The 20,767-nt window shown below is 35.2% G+C and carries 17 protein-coding genes; 12 read left to right on the forward strand and 5 right to left on the reverse strand.

Annotated features, from left to right (window positions below):
- Positions 1-174: 174 nt before the first annotated feature.
- Positions 175-1,182 (reverse strand): hypothetical protein, encoded by a 1,008-nt coding sequence (locus tag VB776_RS05005; RefSeq protein ID WP_323326616.1) that lies wholly within the window; start codon positions 1,180-1,182, stop codon positions 175-177.
- 410 nt (positions 1,183-1,592) lie between these two features.
- Between VB776_RS05005 and pbpC the strand changes: the two genes are divergently transcribed.
- Positions 1,593-3,923, forward strand: a complete 2,331-nt coding sequence (gene pbpC, locus VB776_RS05010; protein WP_407653792.1) for a penicillin-binding protein 1C — start codon at positions 1,593-1,595, stop codon at positions 3,921-3,923.
- A gap of 120 nt (positions 3,924-4,043) precedes the next feature.
- Here the strand turns inward: pbpC and VB776_RS05015 are convergent, their stop codons facing one another.
- Positions 4,044-6,494: an OmpA family protein gene (locus tag VB776_RS05015; RefSeq protein ID WP_323326620.1), complete on the reverse strand. Its 2,451-nt coding sequence runs from the start codon at positions 6,492-6,494 to the stop codon at positions 4,044-4,046.
- A gap of 289 nt (positions 6,495-6,783) precedes the next feature.
- On the opposite strand from VB776_RS05015, the gene VB776_RS05020 reads away from it, so the two are divergent.
- The 6 genes from VB776_RS05020 to VB776_RS05045 all read left to right on the forward strand — a co-directional run bounded on the left by VB776_RS05020 (position 6,784) and on the right by VB776_RS05045 (position 12,264).
- Entirely contained in the window at positions 6,784-7,356 is a 573-nt protein-coding gene (locus VB776_RS05020) for a ribonuclease HII (protein WP_323326622.1), read from the forward strand.
- Between the two features lie 78 nt (positions 7,357-7,434).
- A complete protein-coding gene (locus VB776_RS05025) occupies positions 7,435-8,919 on the forward strand; it encodes a GH3 auxin-responsive promoter family protein (protein WP_323326624.1) in 1,485 nt (494 codons plus the stop codon).
- Between the two features lie 293 nt (positions 8,920-9,212).
- Positions 9,213-10,409, forward strand: a complete 1,197-nt coding sequence (gene uxuA, locus VB776_RS05030) for a mannonate dehydratase (RefSeq protein ID WP_323326626.1) — start codon at positions 9,213-9,215, stop codon at positions 10,407-10,409.
- Positions 10,410-10,571: 162 nt separating this feature from the next.
- Complete coding sequence (gene rpsL / locus VB776_RS05035) at positions 10,572-10,994, forward strand: 30S ribosomal protein S12 (RefSeq protein ID WP_309921726.1); 423 nt, start codon at positions 10,572-10,574, stop codon at positions 10,992-10,994.
- A 140-nt stretch (positions 10,995-11,134) separates the two neighbouring features.
- Positions 11,135-11,605: a 30S ribosomal protein S7 gene (rpsG, locus tag VB776_RS05040; protein ID WP_323326628.1), complete on the forward strand. Its 471-nt coding sequence runs from the start codon at positions 11,135-11,137 to the stop codon at positions 11,603-11,605.
- Between the two features lie 332 nt (positions 11,606-11,937).
- Positions 11,938-12,264, forward strand: coding sequence for a hypothetical protein (locus tag VB776_RS05045; protein WP_323326630.1), 327 nt, complete (start codon positions 11,938-11,940; stop codon positions 12,262-12,264).
- Between the two features lie 75 nt (positions 12,265-12,339).
- Here the strand turns inward: VB776_RS05045 and purB are convergent, their stop codons facing one another.
- On the reverse strand, positions 12,340-13,686 hold the full coding sequence (gene purB / locus VB776_RS05050) for an adenylosuccinate lyase (protein WP_323326632.1): 1,347 nt from the start codon (positions 13,684-13,686) through the stop codon (positions 12,340-12,342).
- Between the two features lie 256 nt (positions 13,687-13,942).
- Between purB and VB776_RS05055 the strand changes: the two genes are divergently transcribed.
- Complete coding sequence (locus tag VB776_RS05055) at positions 13,943-14,983, forward strand: sensor histidine kinase (protein ID WP_323326634.1); 1,041 nt, start codon at positions 13,943-13,945, stop codon at positions 14,981-14,983.
- A 45-nt stretch (positions 14,984-15,028) separates the two neighbouring features.
- Entirely contained in the window at positions 15,029-15,448 is a 420-nt protein-coding gene (locus VB776_RS05060) for a hypothetical protein (RefSeq protein WP_323326636.1), read from the forward strand.
- Positions 15,449-15,555: 107 nt separating this feature from the next.
- On the opposite strand, the gene prfA is transcribed toward VB776_RS05060, so the two are convergent.
- Positions 15,556-16,632, reverse strand: a complete 1,077-nt coding sequence (gene prfA, locus VB776_RS05065; protein ID WP_323326638.1) for a peptide chain release factor 1 — start codon at positions 16,630-16,632, stop codon at positions 15,556-15,558.
- 228 nt (positions 16,633-16,860) lie between these two features.
- On the opposite strand from prfA, the gene VB776_RS05070 reads away from it, so the two are divergent.
- Both VB776_RS05070 and VB776_RS05075 read left to right on the forward strand, forming a co-directional pair.
- Positions 16,861-17,118, forward strand: a complete 258-nt coding sequence (locus VB776_RS05070) for a hypothetical protein (protein WP_323326640.1) — start codon at positions 16,861-16,863, stop codon at positions 17,116-17,118.
- A 99-nt stretch (positions 17,119-17,217) separates the two neighbouring features.
- Positions 17,218-17,853: a hypothetical protein gene (locus VB776_RS05075; protein WP_323326642.1), complete on the forward strand. Its 636-nt coding sequence runs from the start codon at positions 17,218-17,220 to the stop codon at positions 17,851-17,853.
- Positions 17,854-17,916: 63 nt separating this feature from the next.
- Here the strand turns inward: VB776_RS05075 and VB776_RS05080 are convergent, their stop codons facing one another.
- Complete coding sequence (locus VB776_RS05080; protein ID WP_323326644.1) at positions 17,917-18,369, reverse strand: hypothetical protein; 453 nt, start codon at positions 18,367-18,369, stop codon at positions 17,917-17,919.
- Between the two features lie 290 nt (positions 18,370-18,659).
- On the opposite strand from VB776_RS05080, the gene VB776_RS05085 reads away from it, so the two are divergent.
- Complete coding sequence (locus VB776_RS05085; protein ID WP_323326646.1) at positions 18,660-20,762, forward strand: nitrite reductase; 2,103 nt, start codon at positions 18,660-18,662, stop codon at positions 20,760-20,762.
- The last annotated feature ends 5 nt before the right edge of the window (positions 20,763-20,767 follow it).

Raw genomic sequence — 20,767 nt, forward strand, 5'->3', positions numbered from 1 at the left:
GCATTGAATGATAAATTATGCTAATCAAGAATCATAAATATCATGAATTTATAAATACTATCAACTTTATTAGCATTTTTTTTATGCTATTCAATGTAAAAATAGCAATATCTAGCACAAAAAAAGGACTGATTCTAAAGAACCAATCCTTTTTAGCAATTAAAAAAATTTTTTTTAAGGTAAATCAAGTAGAAAACCAATGGTAAAGTTTGCGTCCCAGTCAAACACAAATTGTTCGCAACTTGTTGATTCTGCAATGGCTTTGTAAATATTCAAGCCTGCTTTCGATTTAGCATTATCTAATTGATAAGCAGAAGGTGCATCCAAAACAGTATAACGTTCTTTGTCTTTTCTTACTTTCTTGGCTAATTCAAAAGGTACACCACCGATGATAAAACAAGTTTTGCGATTGGCTTCCGGAATTTTTTTAGACTTTTCGCTAACTTCTTTGCTTACAGTTTCATCACTTACACCATTCTGAAAATACTTCGCACCATACGATTCTACGGAAGTTAATTTGCCATTTTCTTTCCAAGAGATTTTAGTATTTCCAGAACCAATATCTGCTACAAATGAATTATCAGCATATTCGGCAGGTTGTACACATTTCAAACCTAAAATTCCTTCTTGTTCTGGTGTTACGGTATTCACAAAGTATTTTAAAGATTTCAATACTTTAATAATTTTCTGTGTGCCTTCAGCTTTTACAGCTCCAGAACTCACTACAAAGTGAATATCTTTTCCACTTACACCATAATCCAACATTCCACCGATGTATTTTTTCAAGCCCGCTCTGATGTCGTCATCACTTGCCATGTTTTCAATCACCAAGCTGTTTCCGAATTCTGCTTTTTCAAGCTTCCAACGTTTGTCAGCATCAATTCTGATAATAAATGAATTGAAACCACTTGCACCTAATTCAACTACTCCTTTCAGTTTCCCTGCGATTGGACCAGGAGGAGTATAATCAAAACTCTTTTTTTCTCCTTCAACAGTTGCTGAAGAACTTTCTTCCGAAGAAGAGGATTCATTAGAATCAGAAGTATTACTTACAGAAGCTGTTGTTGCTGGAGCTAATTTTTGGAGTGCTTCTTGTCCTCCGAATTTAGTAAAACCATAGTAAATTGCTCCTACGATAATGGCGGTAATCAATAATCGTCCCGCTACGGTTAATCTTTGCATTGTTTTTGAGGGTTTAGTTTGAATTGCTGTAAGCTGTATGCTTTAGGCTGTAAGCTATGAGCCGTGAGCTTTGAGCTTTTTTTATTTCTTATATTTATAATTTTAATTATAAACTCAAAAAGTTAAATTCTTGTGTCTTGCATCCTGCATCTTGTCTCTAAAATCTAAAATTCCTAAAGTCCTCCAGTCCTAAAGTCTCCAGGTCTAAAATCTTGTCTCTTGCTTCTTGTCTCTAAAATCTAAAGTCCCAACAAAGATATTCAAAGCCCCAAACCTCGCTATTTTTATTTGGTTATGTGGTAAAAGTAGGCATTCATTTTGTAAAAATTGAGGATGAAATTGAAAAGCCTAAAATTGTTGCCGAAGTAAAAACCGAATTCATATCTTTACAAAAATCTCTTTTCGCTACAATGTTCAAGCAAAAACTCATCAAAGCCTTTCAAGCAATCATCAAAAACAAATACTTTAAAGGAATAGCCAGCCTTTTTATTCTTTTTGTTTTGTTAGATTTGATTTTCCCGTTCAGAATCAACCCCAATTATTCTACACTCATTACCGATTCAGAAGGAAAATTGCTACACGCTTTTTTGAACAAAACCGACAAATGGCGGATGGAAACCGAGCTAAATGAAATTACGCCAACCCTCGAAAAAGCTATCGTTTTCAAAGAAGACCGCTGGTTTCGTTGGCATTTTGGCGTAAATCCTTTTGCCATGATGCGGGCAGGAGTAAGAAATATTTTTACAGGTAGAAGAACATCTGGAGCAAGTACGATTACGATGCAAGTAGTCCGTTTGCTGAATCCTCAGAAAAGAACTTACTTCAATAAATTCATCGAAATTTTTCGGGCGATACAATTAGAATTACATTATTCAAAAGACGAAATCTTACAGTTTTATATCAATCTTGTGCCTTATGGTTCAAATATCGAAGGCTTAAAATCGGCTTCAATTCTGTACTTCCAGAAGTCGCCTAATGTGTTGAGTTTAGCAGAAGTAACAGCTTTGACCATTATTCCCAACCGACCTTCAAGCTTACGTTTGGGCGTGAATAATCCTTATATTTTACAAGAAAGAAATCGTTGGTTACAGAATTTCAAGGAAGAAAAAGTATTCAATGCACAAGACATCGAAGATGCCATGCACGAACCGCTCAATGTAGTTCGCCACGAAGCACCGCATTTAGCTCCGCATCTTTCTTTGCGTTTGAAACAAGAAAATCCGACAAAATCTATCATCAAAACGGCTTTGGTTCGTCATAAACAATTGACGATTGAAAACATTGTGCAGAACTATGTCAGTCGTTTGTACTCCATGAACATTCATAATGCTGCCGTGATGGTGATTAATAATAAAACGCATCAAGTAGAAGCTTATATAGGTTCGGCAGACTTTAATAATCCGATTGATGGCGGACAAGTAGATGGTATTCGTGCCATTCGTTCGCCGGGAAGTACGCTGAAACCATTACTCTATGCAACGGCTTTCGACAAAGGAATTATTACGCCCAAAACCGCTATTAACGACGTACCGACTAATTTTGGCGGTTTTGAACCTGAAAATTTTGATAAACTTTTTCATGGGAAAATCACGATAGAATACGCTTTGGCGAATTCGCTGAATATTCCTGCCGTAAAGATTTTAAAAGAAATTTCTACGCCTGTTTTAGTGGATAAACTCAAAAAAGCAGATTTCCAGACGGTCAAAAAGAATTCATCAAAGCTTGGACTTTCATTGGTTTTAGGCGGTTGTGGCGTTACTTTAGAAGAATTGACAAATTTATTTTCGGCTTTTGCACAAGAAGGAAATTTCCAGAAAGCTACTTATACTTTAAATACTGATACAAAATCACGAATCAAAAATGAAATCATTTCTAAAGAATCCAGTTATTTGATTACCCAAATTTTGGCACAAATTACTCGTCCAGATTTACCCAATAATTACGATTATACTTACAGAATGCCCAAAATTGCTTGGAAAACGGGTACCTCGTTTGGCAAAAAAGACGCTTGGAGTATAGGTTATAATGCAAATTACACGATTGGCGTTTGGGTTGGGAATTTTTCTGGCGAAGGCGTTCCCGAACTTTCGGGAGCAAATATTGCTACGCCTTTACTTTTTGATATTTTCAATACTGTCGATTATAATTCTTCTTCCAAATGGTTTAAAGCTCCCGAAAATATCGCTTACCGAAAAGTATGTGCCGAAAGTGGCGATGTGCCGAATGATTTTTGTACGCATCAGATTGTAGATTATTATATTCCAAGTGTGTCTAAAATGACGAAATGCCAACACGCCAAGTATATTTATGTAAGTACGGATGAAAAAATAAGTTACTGTTCGCATTGTTTGCCCGAAAGTGGAACGGTGCAGAAACTTTACCCTAATTATGCTCCAGAATTATTGAGTTGGTTCGAAAGCAAACATATTCTTTACGAAAAAGTACCTCCGCATAATCCGAAATGTGAAAGAGTATTCAATACCAACGCTCCGCAAATTGTGTATCCTGTAGATGGTTCGGAGTATTTTTTAGCTAAAAATGAAGACCAAAAACTGATGCTGAATTGTCAGGTTGGCAATGAAGTAAAAACGGTTTATTGGTACATTAATGATAAATTACTGCAAAAGGCTTCACCGAATACAGAGGTATTTTTCAGACCAGAAGCTGGCAAAATCAAAATTTCATGCAGCGACGACAAAGGACGTAATTCGGATATTTATGTGGAAGTAAAGTGGGAATAAATGCTATTCAGCAAGTAATTTTCAGAATTTATTAGAAAATTAAAAAGGCTCATGTTTTAACTGAGCCTTTACAAATAAATAAACAAAGTGGTAATTAACATTGCGTTGAAAGCGTTTATACTACTTAATCTTAATGATTTTTACCGTTGTTCTGCGGTTTTGCTGGTGTTCAATTTCTGTACAACTTACGCCGTCGGCACAACTATTCACTAATTCGCTTTCGCCGTAACCTTTCGCTAAAATTCTATTGCGACTGATTCCTTTACTAACTATATAGTCAACTGCAGCTTGGGCTCTTTTTGTTGATAAATTCAAATTGTCTTGTGCATCGCCACGACTATCAGTATGCGAACCCAATTCTATCACCATTGTTGGTGTTTTTTGAAGTGTAATCGTCAATTTATTTAATTCACGCATGGCATCTTTCCGTAAAGTAGCACTACCCGAATCGTAGTAAATTTTATTCATCGTGATTAAATCGCCTTCTTTAAACAAACTCAAATCCTGTGAAATTACTTTGGCATTGCCTTTTTTTACTTTCTTGATTTTATTAACATTTTTGCCATAACCACTTTTTGAAACTTCGATGGTATAATCGCAATCTTCATTCATGTAAAAAGTATAACTACCGTCGGCACCCGTAGTGATTTGCTGAATGCTATTATCACAAACATTGATGAAAGAAACCAAAACGCCTTCCATGGGTTTCTGGTCAATTTCACTTTTCACAAAACCCGTAAGCATGGATTTATTTTTGAGATTAGCAGGATTTAGGTTTTTTGGGGTTGAAGTACTATTTTTCGACGTAGAAATTTGTAATTCAACAGGTTCTTGTTTAACTAAATTTATTTCTAACGTTGATGATTCTTTATCTATTTCTCCTTTGGTAGAATAGCCAATTGTTTTAACGACAAAGCCTTCCTTTTCAATTTTGAAAGAATAATCGGTGTCTTGTGTGGTACAAAAAGTGATATTGCCATTGACATCTGTCTTCTTGCTTTCTAAATGGTTATCAGCAGAAGTAATCACTACGACAGCATTGCTGATTGCTTTTTTAGTTTTTGTATCAAATACAATAATTGTCATTTCTCGACAATCGCTGATTGTCTTTTCAACTGAAAAGCGATAAATATCATCATCTTCGCCCAATTTTCGGTTAGAACTAAAATAACCTATTTGCCTATTACCATCGCTTATAATTCCAAAATCATCAAAAGGAGAATTGAAAGGTTTTCCTATATTCGAAGCCTTTGAAATACTTTGTCCTGCATTCATTTCAGCAAAGAAAATATCCAAATCGCCTTCGCCACCTTGCCCGTTTGATGAGAAGTATAAATTCCCATTTTCATCCACAAATGGAAATACTTCAGAGCCTTTTGAATTAATATTTTTTCCTAGATTTTTCGGTACAGCCCACTGCCCATTATTATAGCTCACCGCCCAAATATCCATTCCTCCAAAACCACCTGGTCGGTCAGAAGCAAAGTAAAGTATTTTTTCATCTTTAGACCAAGCAGGGTGTGCTGTTGAATATTCGTTATCATTGAAAGGCAATTCTATGGCTTCTTCCCAATTACCATTAATGTTTTCAGAAATATATAGTTTCAATTTGCTGATATTATCTTCACTGAGTCCTTTTCTATTGCCTGTAGAATTATTACGAGTAAAGATAATTTTAGAAAAATCATGGTTGAAAGTAGCTGGTCCTTCATGGAATTTAGAATTGAGGGCTTTGCTGAAACTTTCAGAATTGGCAGGTTGATTACTCTGTTTTTCCTCTTCTCCACTAAAGTAATTGAGTGTTTTTGTATCGTTAGAAGTCTGTCTGGAATAATAATCGTCTCCCAATGCTTTTGAGTTCTTCGTAGTATTTTTACGTTTTCTTTTGTCAGCATTCGGCTCTTGGCTTTGTTGTACTTTCTTCAAATCGTCAAGGTAATACAAATCAAGTAAGCTACCTTTATCATTTATTAATTTGGTAGAAGATTCTTTCTCTGAACAAAAAACAATACCATCTTTGTAATACATTGGGCTAAATTCTGGTCCAGAAGTATTAATATCCAGATATTCAATTTTATAATTAATGGTATTATTAAAAGTAGCAGTCGATTTTTGCGAAGTTGGGCTACTCATATTTTGTGGAGTATTTCCAGATTGACTTTTAGTACTTTGGATGTTTTCCGATAAAGACAAATATTCTTGTGCTTCTTGGAATTTTCCATTGTTGGCTAAAACCTGAGCAAAATTTACATAAGCCTTGGCATCGTCACTAATAAGTTTCGGGAAAGTGCTAAATGCTTGTCTGTAAAGGCGTTCAGCGTTTACTTCATCTTTGTTTTGTTTATAACTATAAGCGAGTTTTAGCAAAACTGAAAGCTTATTTTTGGCAGAAAGCGTAGCATAGCCATTTTTTATAAGCTGATTAAAAGCCTGAATCGCTTTGGGATATTGTTGTAATTCATAAAAACGGACAGCATTATTGAGAGGAGTATCAACATTCTGGGCTGCCAAATAACAATTTGACATAACAATCAAAAAGAATAAAAGTACATTTCTTTTGAGTTTGAGCATGTTGTTATTTAAGAATGGCATTGTAAAAATAATTCAAAATTTCAGCTTATATAACTTCCGAATTTGGGTTTTATAAGTATGTTTAATAGTTGTTTCAACGTTCGAAATGTCACATAAATCATGCCAAAAACTAATTAAAAATTAGAAATATATTACTTGATGTTAACATTTGTTAATTGATAAAAATACTTGTTTTTCAGAAGAAAACAATAGTGTTTTGACTGATTTGGACTAGAATGAACATTCAGAATTAAGAATTATAGGTTTTGGCAGTATATTAAATCAAAAAATGTTAAAAAGTTTTTATAATGAAAACCTTATTGAAGCAGGTTTAGACGAAGCTGGACGTGGGTGTTTGGCCGGTCCAGTTGTTGCTTCAGCGGTGATTTTACCAAAGTATTATACGCATTCCTTGTTGAATGATTCAAAGCAATTGAGTAAAAATCAAAGAGAAATTCTTAGAAAAGATATTTTACAAGATGCACTCGCTTGGGAGATAGCTGAGGTTTCTAATCAAGAAATAGATGAAATTAATATTCTAAAAGCCAGCATGAAAGCGATGCACTTGGCTACGGATAAACTAAGTATTCGACCAGAACATTTATTGATTGATGGCAATCGTTTCCCTAATTATCCATTAATTCCGCATACTTGTATTGTAAAAGGCGATTCAAAATTTTTATCCATTGCAGCAGCTTCTATTTTGGCCAAAACGTATCGTGATGATTTAATGGAAGAATTAGCCCTAACATTCCCTGAATATGGCTGGGAACACAATGCGGGTTATCCAACGCCCAAACACCGAAAAGCCATCAAAGAGTTTGGCGTAACGATTCATCATCGTTTAACATTCAGGATGTAAATCATCAAAAATTTGTTTTTAACTTTACTTGTGTTTGGAGTAACACGTCAAAAATTAAATTATAAACCTTAGTACTTCATGGGCTTTCGTTCAATTCTGGCAAAACCATTTGCTTCTTTCGTAGTACAAAACCGCCAAAAGTGGGAAAAACAGGCCGTTGAAACACAACTAAATTTAATGAAAAGTTTAGTTGCTGATGCTTCGCACACGCTTTTTGGGAAAGACCATCGCTTTTCAGAAATTTCAGATTATCAAAGTTTCAAAGATGCCATTCCTGTACAAGACTATGAAAACCTGAAACCTTATATAGAAAAAGTAGTAGCTGGCGAAAGTGATATTTTGTGGAAAGATAAACCGCTTTATTTTGCGAAAACTTCAGGCACAACTTCGGGCGTAAAGTATATTCCTATTTCAAAAGAATCAATAGGTTTTCATATCAACGGTGCTAGAGACGCTTTGTTGAGTTATGTACATGAAACGGGGAATTCTCAATTTTTAGATAAGAATTTAATTTTTTTGTCGGGTTCGCCAGAAATGATAAAAAAGAATGGCGTATTCACAGGGCGACTTTCGGGCATTGTGAATCACCATGTGCCGGGTTATTTAAGAAGTAATCAATTGCCAAGTTATGAAACCAATTGTATTGAAGATTGGGAGACAAAATTGGAGAAAATTATTGATGAAACCATCGACAAGCCTATGTCTTTGATTTCAGGTATTCCACCTTGGGTACAAATGTATTTTGACCGTATTCAAGCCAGAACAGGAAAAAAAATCAAAGATGTTTTTCCAGATTTTTCACTCTTCGTTTACGGTGGAGTAAACTTTGAACCTTATCGGGCTAAACTTTTTGAATCTATTGGCAAAAGAATAGATTCTATCGAAACTTATCCAGCTTCCGAAGGCTTTATTGCTTATCAAGATTCGCAAGAAGCAGAAGGACTTTTATTGTTATTGAACTCGGGTGTATTTTATGAATTTATTCCTGTAGAAGATTACTTCAAAGAAAATCCAAGACGTTTGCATATTGGTGAAGTACAATTAGGCATAAATTATGCCGTAGTGATGAATACCAATGCTGGACTTTGGGGCTATTCAATTGGCGATACCGTAAAATTTGTTTCGTTGAATCCATACAGGATTATTGTTTCTGGAAGAATCAAGCATTTTATTTCAGCTTTTGGCGAACACGTAATTGGCGAAGAAGTAGAAAAAGCCATGCAATTTGCCATGCAACGTCACCCAGAAGTAGAATTGGTAGAATTTACGGTTGCACCACAAGTAACACCACCAGAAGGCGGTTTACCTTACCACGAATGGCTTGTAGAATTTGCCAAAGCACCACAAGATTTGAATACTTTCGCACAAGACATCAACCAAAAATTGGCAGAATTAAATGTTTATTACGATGATTTGATGACAGGTAATATCCTTCAGCCTTTAAAAATAAGAATGTTACCAAGAAATGCTTTTATAGATTACATGAAATCGCAAGGAAAATTAGGTGGACAAAATAAAGTACCAAGATTATCAAACGACAGAGCAATTGCAGATAAGATTTAAATTTCATCTGCAATTGCAGTTTGTAAATATACTGGCGTAAGCATTTGCCGAAATTCTACTGTTTGAGCGTTAGCGAGTTTAGAATTTCTTGATTTTCTTTTACGGTCCGCCGTTGCGGTTACTTTTCTTGTATCAAGACAAGAAAAGTAAGGACTTAAAATGAGAAGATTTCCTTATTAGTCACAAAAATAAATTTAACTTATCATAAGCTATCGCTATTAATAATGGGTAAAAAAAAGACCCCAATAGCTTTATAAGTAAAAATCTATCAATATAATATTTAACTGAATAAAATGCCTTTAGAACAAACATTTCGCTGGTTTGGAACAAAAGACCCAGTTCCATTAGCACATATTCGTCAAGCAGGAGCAACGGGTATCGTTACTGCCTTGCACCATTTACCTAATGGAGTAATCTGGACGGTTGAAGAAATTCAGAAACGTAAAGCTGAAATTGAAGCTGCGGGATTAACCTTATCAGTAATAGAAAGTGTACCTGTTCATGAAGACATCAAAAAACGAACAGGAAATTATCGTGAGTATATTGAAAATTATAAGCAATCATTAATCAATCTTGGTAAGTGTGGTATTGATACCGTTTGCTATAATTTTATGCCCGTGCTAGACTGGACACGTACAGATTTAGACGCTCCGATGCCAGATGGCTCAACAGCCTTGCGTTTTGATGCAACCGAGTTTGCCGCTTTTGAAATTTATATCTTAAAAAGACCAAATGCTGAAGCGAGTTATACAGCCATTCAATTAGAAAAAGCCAAAGCTTGGTTTGAAAATTCTACCGAAGCTCAGCGTGCAAAACTTACTCGTAATATCATCGCAGGTTTGCCGGGAAGTGAAGAAAGCTTTACCGTTGAAGAGTTTTTAGTAGTTTTAGAAGGTTATAAAGAAGTAGGCGATAAAGAGTTAAGAGCGAATCTTTATGAGTTTTTAAGAGAGATTACGCCTGTAGCCGAAGAAGCAGGCATTAATTTAGCCATTCATCCCGACGACCCACCGTATCCAATTTTGGGTTTGCCGAGAGTAGTAAGTACAGAAGCCGATGCAAAACAAATTTTGGAAGCCTACGAAAGTCCTAATAATGGACTGTGTTTCTGCACAGGAAGTTATGGCGTTCGTGAAGACAACGATTTGGTTGGCATGGTAGAAAGAATAGGCGATAGAATCAATTTTGTGCATTTAAGAGCCACCAAACGTGATGCTGAAGGTAATTTCCATGAAGCAGACCACCTTGCTGGCGATGTGGATATGTACGGAGTGATGAAAGCTTTGGTAATTGAACAACGCAAAAGAATAGAAACTGGAAGAGAAGATTACCGCTTGCCATTCCGTCCAGACCACGGACATAGAATGTTGGATGACCTCAATCCAGAGAAAAGAACCAATCCAGGTTACACTGCCATCGGTCGTTTAAGAGGCTTAGCCGAGCTAAGAGGCTTAGAATTAGCCATTGAGCGAGGTTTAGATGAGAAATAAATTTAATTAAACCTTTTGTATCTCAGATACTTTGCGTAATTTTGCACCCCTGATTTTGAGGTAATTATACGAAATCTTTCATCGTTTGAATTTATTCTTCTTTGTGAGATTAGCTAAGTGTTTAAAAATCAGCAATGTGTATCTCTATTAAAACAACACAAAATGCCAACTATACAACAGTTAGTAAGAAATGGCAGGGAGCAAATGACTTGGAAGTCAAAATCTCCTGCTCTTGATTCTTGTCCGCAACGTCGTGGCGTGTGTACAAGGGTTTATACTACTACGCCTAAGAAGCCAAACTCGGCAATGCGTAAAGTAGCCCGTGTACGTTTAACAAACGGCAAAGAAGTAAATGCTTACATTCCAGGTGAAGGTCACAACTTGCAAGAACACTCAATCGTATTGATTCGTGGTGGTCGTGTGAAAGATTTACCAGGGGTACGTTACCATATCATCCGTGGTGCTTTAGATACTGCAGGTGTAAATGGTCGTCGTCAACGTCGTTCTAAATATGGTGCTAAACGTCCTAAACCAGGTCAAGTGGCAGCTCCAGTAAAAGGCGGAAAAGGCGGTAAGAAAAAATAATTTGACATTCGTTAATTGAAGAATTTGAAAGTGTAACATTTTCAAATCATCAAATTTTCAAATCATCAAATTACAAAAACAGTCCAGTATGCTTTAGTTAAGGGCAGAAGATGGGCTAAACTTAAAATCTTAACAATCCAATGAGAAAGTCAAAACCAAAAAAGAGATACGTATTACCTGATCCTAAATTTAGGGATGTAATGGTAACCAAGTTTGTTAATAACTTGATGTACGATGGTAAAAAATCAACAGCATTCACGATTTTTTACGGTGCATTAGACAAAGTTGAAGATAGAACCAAAGAGAAAAACGGTTTAGAGCTTTTCAAAAAAGCATTAAACAACGTTATGCCAACGGTAGAAGTAAAAAGCCGTCGTGTAGGTGGTGCTACTTTCCAAGTTCCAACGGAAGTACGTGCAGACCGTAAGTTATCAGTAGGTATGAAATGGTTAATTCTTTATGCTCGTAAGCGTGGAGATAAAACTATGGTTGACCGTCTTGCTAACGAAATCATGGCAGCAGCTAAAGGTGAAGGTGCAGCAGTGAAGAAGAAAGATGATACGCACCGTATGGCAGAAGCTAACAAAGCATTCTCTCACTTCAGATTCTAATTCAATTATTAACAACAACGAGATACACACAGCACAAAGAGCGAAAATCGAAAGGTTTTCGCTCTTTGTGTTTTTAGGACTTTTCCACTATATTTATGCAAAGCAATATTTTCTAAAATGAAAATTCTTATATCATGGCATTGATAATTTTCTCACTGGTATCATTAGAATTAATAGTTACAAGTCTCAGCTTTATATCCTACTTGTATTTTAAAAAACTGTTTCCCAAATATGCCAAAACAATAATGGTATTACATATATTATACTGTCTTTTACCATTGGTACTTTTCTACATTTTCTTTTTTAGTTAACCTTTAAATTCTTCCCACAAAATGAAACAGATGCTAAGTACTTTACTCTTTTTCTATTTCTTTATTGCTTGTAAGGAAAAGGAAACAATCAAACCATTCAATAACAAAATTGGCATTGAGGCTGTAAGCTCGCTTAGAACAGCCTTTATTGATATTGAGACAGTAGATACGCTTGCAGTTTTTATAAAAAATAAAGAAGTTTTCAAAGCGACGAATACAATGCCACGGTTTGAAGAGCATTTCATGTATGTAAATGGAAGCAATTTTGACTTAAATAATTTTCACCAATCTTCATTATCTGTTCATCAAAATAAAGTAACATTGTTCAAGCTTTTTCTGAAAGAATAAGAGGTTGAATGACAAACAAAAAAGGCTTTAGACAAACAGAAGTCTAAAGCCTTTTTCAAATAAATATTTTATAAATTACTCCAATACACCCACATAATTGAATGGAGTAATTCTCTTTAATTCATATTTTACTTTATCACTGATTTCTAAACCGTCGATAAACTCAGCAATGGTTTTTTCGGTGATTTTATCGTTTTTACGAGTCAAGGCTTTTAAAGCTTCGTAAGGTTGTGGATAACCTTCTCTTCTCAAAATCGTTTGAATCGCTTCTGCTACAACTGCCCAATTATCTTCTAAATCTGCATTGATAGCTTCTTGGTTTAATTCTAATTTATTCAAACCACGCAACAAAGCCGTTAAAGCAATTAATTGATGCCCAATCGGCACGCCCAAATTTCTAAGTACTGTTGAATCCGTTAAATCTCTTTGTAAACGAGATACTGGTAATTTTGCAGCCAAAAATTCATACAAAGCGTTAGCAATACCTACGTTTCCTTCTGAATTTTCAAAATCAATTGGATTTACTTTATGTGGCATTGCCGAAGAACCTACTTCACCAGCTTTGATTTTTTGTTTGAAATAACCCATTGAAACGTAAGTCCAAACGTCACGGTCAAGGTCTAAAACGATGTTGTTCAAACGTTTTAAATTATCCATCAAAGCCGCTAAGTTATCGTAATGTTCAATCTGAGTAGTGTATTTGCTACGAGTTAATCCTAAAGATTTTACAAAGGCGTTTCCAAACTCAACCCAATTATTTTCTGGATAAGCTACATTATGAGCATTGAAATTACCAGTTGCTCCACCGAATTTTGCAGAATATGGAATGGTTTTCAATAAATCCATTTGGCGTTCCATTCTTTCAACGAACACCATGAATTCTTTACCCAAACGAGTTGGCGAAGCTGGCTGCCCATGTGTATGTGCCAATAATGGAATATCTTTCCATTCTTCAGCCAAAGCTTCAATTTTGGCAATTACTTCTTCTAATTTTGGTACTAATACTTCGCTCATCGCTTCTAATAAAGACAATGGAATGGCTGTATTATTCACATCTTGAGAAGTAAGACCAAAGTGAATGAACTCTAAAGAATCATTAATACCAAACTTATCTAATTTGTGTTTGATAAAATACTCAACCGCTTTCACATCATGATTGGTTACTTTTTCAGTCTCCTTAATCCAAAGGGCATCTTCTTCAGAGAAATTAAGATAAATATCTCTTAAAGCCGTAAACAAATCTTTATTAATCGATTCTAATTGAGGTAAAGGTATTTCGCAAAGGGCGATAAAGTACTCTATTTCAATACGAACACGATATTTGATAAGCCCAAATTCAGAGAAAAAAGGAGCAAGACTTTCTACTTGCTTGCGGTAACGCCCATCGATGGGAGAGATTGCGGTTAATTGATTGAGTTGCATTTTTAATGAGTGATTGAGTGATTGAACGATTGAGTGACGATTCTTACTCAAAATTCAATGCCTTCAATATGTTTAAGGAAAGAACAAAGGTACAAAAGAATTATTGAGCTACGATTTCGGAAATCATTTTCATATTCATTTTCCTAAATTTAATACAAATTATCGCCAAAAAACGTGAAACTTGCATAAGGATTACCATGCTTTACACTTTTAGAAAAGTAAAAATCCTTTTATCAAAAACGAATTAGGTTTTCTCATGCTTCTGAATCCCAAATTGTTAGCCACTTTGTTGGCTATTGTCATCGCTGCTTTTATTACTTCTTTTCTTTCTTTTCTGCCCGAATCGAATGCCAATGTACTATTCGTCAGTTTTATTGCGACGCTGATTGTGGCGGGAATTCTCATTTATTTTGTGTTGGATTACTTGGTATTTCAAGAAATCAACAAAATGTACGATTCTATCAACCGACTAAAAATCAAAGATTTCGGTGTAACCAGAAAGAAATTATACAAGAACAATAATCCACTCAAGAAACTGAATGATGAATTGTTTGTCTATGTTTCTAAAAAGGAACAAGAAGTAACAGAATTGAAACGTTTAGAAAAGTATCGTCGTGAATTTTTAGCCAATGTTTCGCATGAATTGAAAACACCGATTTTTGCAGCACAAGGTTTTGTGCATACTTTATTGGATGGAGCGATGGATGATGAAAATGTTCGTGAACGTTTCTTGATAAAGGCTGCTAAAAGTTTAGACGGTTTAGATATTTTAGTGAAAGATTTATTGACGCTATCGCAAATGGAAACCGGCGATATTAAGATGAATCGTGCGAAGGTTGATATTAAGCAAATTACCAAAGAAGTATTTGAGCAATTGGAAGGAAAAGCGAAAGAGAAAAATGCAACACTTCAAATTAAGTCGCCACAATTACAAGTTTGGGTAAAAGCGGATGCCCAAAGAATCGGACAAGTAATGACGAATCTCGTAGAAAACGCCATTAAATACGGCAACGAAAACGGAACGGTGATTGTAAATTTTGAAGAAGATAAAAAAGATTGGAAAGTTGCTATCAAAGATAATGGTCCAGGCATTGCACCAGAACATTTGAACAGAATTTTTGAAAGGTTTTATAGAGTAGATAAAGCCCGCAGTCGCTCAGATGGTTCATCAGGCTTAGGTTTAGCCATTGTAAAACACATTTTAAATGCCCACAGAACCAAAATTTCAGTAGCCTCAAAGCCAGAAAAAGGCACGACTTTTTCGTTTAAATTGGAGAAAGCTGAAGTGGCGGTTTAGATTTATTACTTATTTTAATTTTTAACAACTCTGTTCTATCATAACATGAAAAGACGAAAACTTCTTGGTGTCTTGGGCATATTGCCCCCTATCCTTTTTTCTTGTGGGAAAGATGAATTTCCTGACCGTGATACTATCATTACTGGAAAAGTAATTGATGAAAACGATATGCCTGTCGTAGGTTTGAAATTTCAATTTGAAGCAGATTATGCAAAGGGTCTTTCTCGTATTCCTATATTTGATGTAATTGGAGAAACCAATAAAGATGGAATTTATACTATTGCATATATGGTTACCTATGGACAAACTACATTCAAACCATTTAGTGACTCAAACTATGATTTAAATAGTCAATATAATATTTACGTTTGGAAAAATAATCAATATGAGCAAGTGGGGAATCCAGTTGGACCAATAATTTATGGAGAAACAAATACTTTTAACTTTCAACTTAGAAAAATATGATACAAAATAATTAACCCCCAAATTCATTTTTAAAAAGAATTTGAGGGTTAGGAAACAAACTGGTCAGAAACGAATTTTAGGCAATGCCAAAGGACTACTCATCACTTCTACAACGCTCCAGCTCCTTCTTTCAATTTCTCAGCATTTTCTGCAATTCTTAATTGTTCGATAAAATCACCAATTTCACCATCCATTACTACTGGTAAATTATATACAGTATAACCAATACGGTGGTCGGTTACTCTACCTTGTGGATAATTATAAGTACGGATTTTATCTGAACGGTCGCCCGAACCAACCATTGAACGACGGTCGCCAGCGATAGATTCTTGTTGTTTTGCTAATTCAATATCGTAAAGTCTTGAACGTAAAACGGTCATAGCCTTTTCAAAGTTTTTAATCTGCGAACGCTCATCCTGACACTGTACTACTAAACCCGATGGTAAGTGAGTAACCCTAACAGCAGAATAAGTTGTGTTTACAGACTGTCCACCAGCACCAGAAGAACAGAACGTATCTTTACGAATATCACTCATATTGATTTGAACATCCACTTCATCCACTTCAGGTAAAACAGCCACTGTAGCCGCCGAAGTATGGATACGTCCTTGAGATTCTGTAGCAGGCACACGTTGTACACGGTGAACACCCGATTCAAACTTCATTTTGCCATATACATCTTCTCCTTGAATGTTGGCAATGATTTCTTTATAGCCACCAGATGACGCTTGCGTATAGTCCATCAACTGAAATTGCCACCCTTGGTTAGCACAAAAACGTTGGTACATTCTGAAAAGGTCTCCTGCAAAAATTCCCGCTTCATCTCCACCCGTTCCAGCACGAATTTCCATGATGATATTTTTAGAATCATTAGGGTCTTTTGGAATCAACATTTCTTTAATTGTCTTCTCATACTCTTCTTTCTGAGGCAACAATTCTTCTAATTCACCTTTTGCTAAAGCACGGAATTCCTCGTCTTTTTCTGTAGCAATTACTTCTTTTGCACCTTCGATATTGGAAAGGATATTCTTGTATTCATTATATTTTAAAACAATCTTTTCAAGGTCTTTATACTCCTTACTGATTGTTTTATATTTTTTCATATCCGATACTACTTCGGGTTGCGTCATTTGCTGAGCAACTTCTTCAAATCGTTCACGGATGGATTCTAATTGTTCTAACATATTTTTTCTTATTTCGGAAAGTTCAACAGCTTGATATTAGCGAGTATAGCCGAATATTTTGGCAAAGTAAAAATCAGGGTGCAAAGATACAAAATTCTTTATATTCAATGGGGGTAAATGTTTATCGGATTGTCTTTTGCTTAGATACCCAAGTAAATAGCACTACACTTATTTTAAACCTTCTTCGTTATTTAATCTCTAAGTACCATATTTTAAACTCCATACGTCATGAAAAAGCTAAAAATTCATAGAACATTTCAATTGCTTTTTTTATCATTAGCAATTATTCTATTGGTAGCGTCTTGTGGACCTTCTTATGTGAGAGTTGATAGCCGCCGCCCTTATCCATATAGATATGGCTATTCTTATCCTAGATACCGTTATGTAGTGCCTCCGCCAAGAAGAGTAATCGTTGTACCAAGAAATGCTCCGCCAAGGTATCGTCACGATAATGGAAGACACAATGGAAGAAGAGGAAGATATTAAGATTCCTTCATAAAATAATCAAGGAAGTCGTGGTAAGTATCACGACTTTTCTCATGTTTCAGCCCTATCTTTACACAAATTATCAGATTAGGTCAAAACATGAAACAGAAACCTTCATTTTTCTCATCAATTACCCAATATTTTTCTTTACTATTTTTAGCAAATGTAATGTTCATAAGTTGCGATTTTAGCAAACGTATTGATACAACAGCCGCTGTAAAGGAATTACACGAACGAGAAGTAAAACGGATTACGCCAGCACAATTTACAGCACAAGTAGATGAGTGGGGAAGTATGATTGTCAAAAAGCTGAATGCAGATTTATCTAAAAACCTTCAAGATTCTTCTTTGAAAGATTCTTTAGCTAAAGCTTATAGAGTAGAAATTGTTTCGGGAAGTCCACTACAATTGAAAAATCCTGCTTGGGATAAAAAAATTAACGAAACACTAGATGCTTATCAATACAATGTTGAACATAATATTCCTCAAATTGATAATATTCAGAAGTCGGAAGATGAAGCCTTTTTTTACTATACTTCTCCGATTACAGCAAATAAAAGTTTGTTGAAACTGGATAAAAAACAGCTTAATGCAATCGGCGAAAAAGCGAAGATGGATAGTTTAGCGTTTAAAAAAGACGGAGCTTTTCTGGGCTTATGGTTAATTAAGTTTTCTAAAAAAGAAGTAGTAAGATTAGCCGACCCAAAACATTTAAAGATTTTGAGCGAAAAATAATTTATTTACACATATAAAAAGGGATTTCAAATAGCGTTGAAATCCCTTTTTATTATGTTATTCTTATCTACGACGACGCTTTTTGCTTCTACTCACAGTCCTTGTTTTCTTGGTACTTTTTGCAACTCTCACTGTTTTTTGTCTAGTTTTTTCTTCTAATTCCATAATCACAGAAGCCGCATTTTCTTTACTGGTTTCATAGGCTTCGTTTAATGATTTGTATGACGTTTGTAATTTGGTATAATCATCTAATAAACGATTATACTTCAATGACAATGCTTCAAAAGTTTCTTTGCTATCTTCTTGACATTTTAGGTACTCTTCGTTTTTCTTCTTAAACTGACTTTCTAAACTAAAACGAAAACTACTTAATTCTGAGTTTTCTTGTCGTTCTTTCGCTATTTGACTTTCTTGACGACGAATTTGGTCTTGTAGTTCGGCAATTTTTTTGGTTTCAGTACAAGCAGATAGACTAATTGTTAAAAGAGCCATCAAGGCAAAGAAGCTTTGTTTCATGTTTTTCAGGGTTGTTTTAAGTCAAATACACTTACAAATATAGTATAATTCTTACTGTATTTTAGTCCCTGTAGAAAGGCTATTTTAGCTAAATCCCTTTCTGTCATATTTTTTTAAAGCCAATAATTATGAAGGCTTTAGCAAAAAAAGTAAACATTTTTTTCTAAAAAAATCTTGCTTGCCGAACTTTCTTGATTAATTTTGCCTTAAATCTATATAATTAATAGAGTAATAGGAAAGCTTTTTATCCTCTCCTGGAAAAGTAAAAAGCTAAAAATATCAAGAAAATCATGCAAAGTTTCAGAACTGAACTCGAAAATCCACTTGTAGAGAAAGATATTATTGATTTGGCTCGCAAAATAGAATTATTCCGTGAAGGAAAAATTCACGAGGAAAAATTCCGTAGTCTTCGTTTGGCAAGAGGTGTATATGGTCAACGCCAACAAGGTGTACAAATGATTCGTATTAAATTGCCTTATGGAAAAATGACTTTCAAACAGTGGAAACGTATTGCTGATATTTCAGATGAATATTCTACTGGAAATCTTCATTTAACTACTCGTCAGGATATACAAATTCACTTTGTTTCTTTAGATAGAACGCCAGAATTATGGTCGAAATTAGAAGAAGACGATATCACCCTTCGTGAAGCTTGTGGAAATACTGTAAGAAACGTAACGGCTTCGCCTTCAGCGGGTATCGACCCTAACGAACCTTTTGATGTTACTCCTTATGCAGATGCAACTTTCCGTTATTTCTTGAGAAATCCTATTTGTCAGGAAATGGGTAGAAAGTTCAAAATTGCATTTTCAAATACTGATGAAGATACTGCCTTAACTTATATGCACGACATGGGTTTTATTCCTAAAATCCAAGATGGCAAACGTGGTTTTAAAGTAGTATTAGGCGGAGGATTGGGCGCACAACCAATGTTGGCTAAAACGTCTTTCGAATTTTTAGCAGCTGACCAAATCATTCCTTTCTTAGAAGCAACTTTAAGAGTATTCGACCGTCACGGCGAAAGAAATTCTCGTCACAAAGCACGTATTAAATTCTTGATTCAAAAAATTGGTTTTGAAAAACTAACAGAATTGATTCAAGCAGAATGGAAAGCTTTAAAAAGTAAGTCTTTTGAAGTAGATACAACAACTGGGAAATGGAACGTAGAAGCTGATGCGATGCCTTCTAAAACAGCTTCAGTTGAAATTGCTAACCAAGAAGCATACGATTTGTGGAAAGCAACGAATACTTTTGAACAAAAGCAAGCTGGTTTCTATGGTGTTTATGTTAGAATATTAAACGGAAATATTCATTCAACAACTTCTCGTTCATTAATCGAACAATTAGAAGGTTATATTGGCGATGACGTTAGAGTAACTATCAACCAAGGTTTGATGTTGAAATTCGTTCCAGAAGCTAATTTACCATATATCTATTCAGTATTAGAAGCCCACGGTTTTGCAGCGGCAGGAGCTAATTCAATGGCAAATATTACTGCTTGTCCGGGAACGGATACTTGTAATTTAGCGATTTCAGATAGTACAAATATTACTTCTAAATTAGAAGCTGTTATTACAGAAGACTTCCCTGAATTGATTCATAATAGCGATATTAAAATCAAGATTTCTGGTTGTATGAACTCTTGCGGGCAACACGGTATGGCAAATATCGGTTTCCATGGTTCGTCTCTGAAAGCAGCAGATAAGCGTGTTTTACCTGCTCTTCAAGTATTATTAGGTGGTGGAACAGTTGGAAATGGCGTTGGTCGTGTGGCGGATAAAGTGATTAAAGTACCATCAAAACGTGGACCACAAGTATTAAGAGTTGTATTGAATAATTATGAAGAAAACGCTAACGAAGGCGAATACTTTAATGATTATTATGACCGTCAGGGTGAAAAATACTTCTATAATTTATTAAAACCAGTAGCTGATTTAACTACTTTGAAAGAAGATGATTTTATCGACTGGGGTGCGTCTGAACAATTCCAAACAGAAATTGGTGTTGGGGAATGTGCTAGTGTAATTATAGATTTAGTAGCTACTTTGTTATTAGAATCTGTAGAGAAAATGGATTGGACAAAAGCTGCTTATGACGAAAATCGTTGGTCAGATTCAATCTATCATGCTTATAGCGTATTCGTAAGTGCAGCCAAAGCTTTGTTGTTAGATAAATCAGTAAGTGCTTCGACACAAAGTGGCGTAATTGATAAATTTGACGAGCAATTTGTGGCAACGGGCGAAATTTCTTTGAGTGGCAAAACATTTAAAGAATTGGTTTTACAAATCAATCAAAATGAGCCTTCACAAGAATTTGCTACAAAATATGTAGAAGATGCTGAGGCTTTCTTGGCATTGGCAAAGACATATCGTGACCAATTAACGTTGGCATAATTTTC

Source organism: Arcicella gelida (assembly GCF_034931025.1).
GTDB classification, from domain to species: Bacteria; Bacteroidota; Bacteroidia; order Cytophagales; family Spirosomataceae; genus Arcicella; species Arcicella gelida.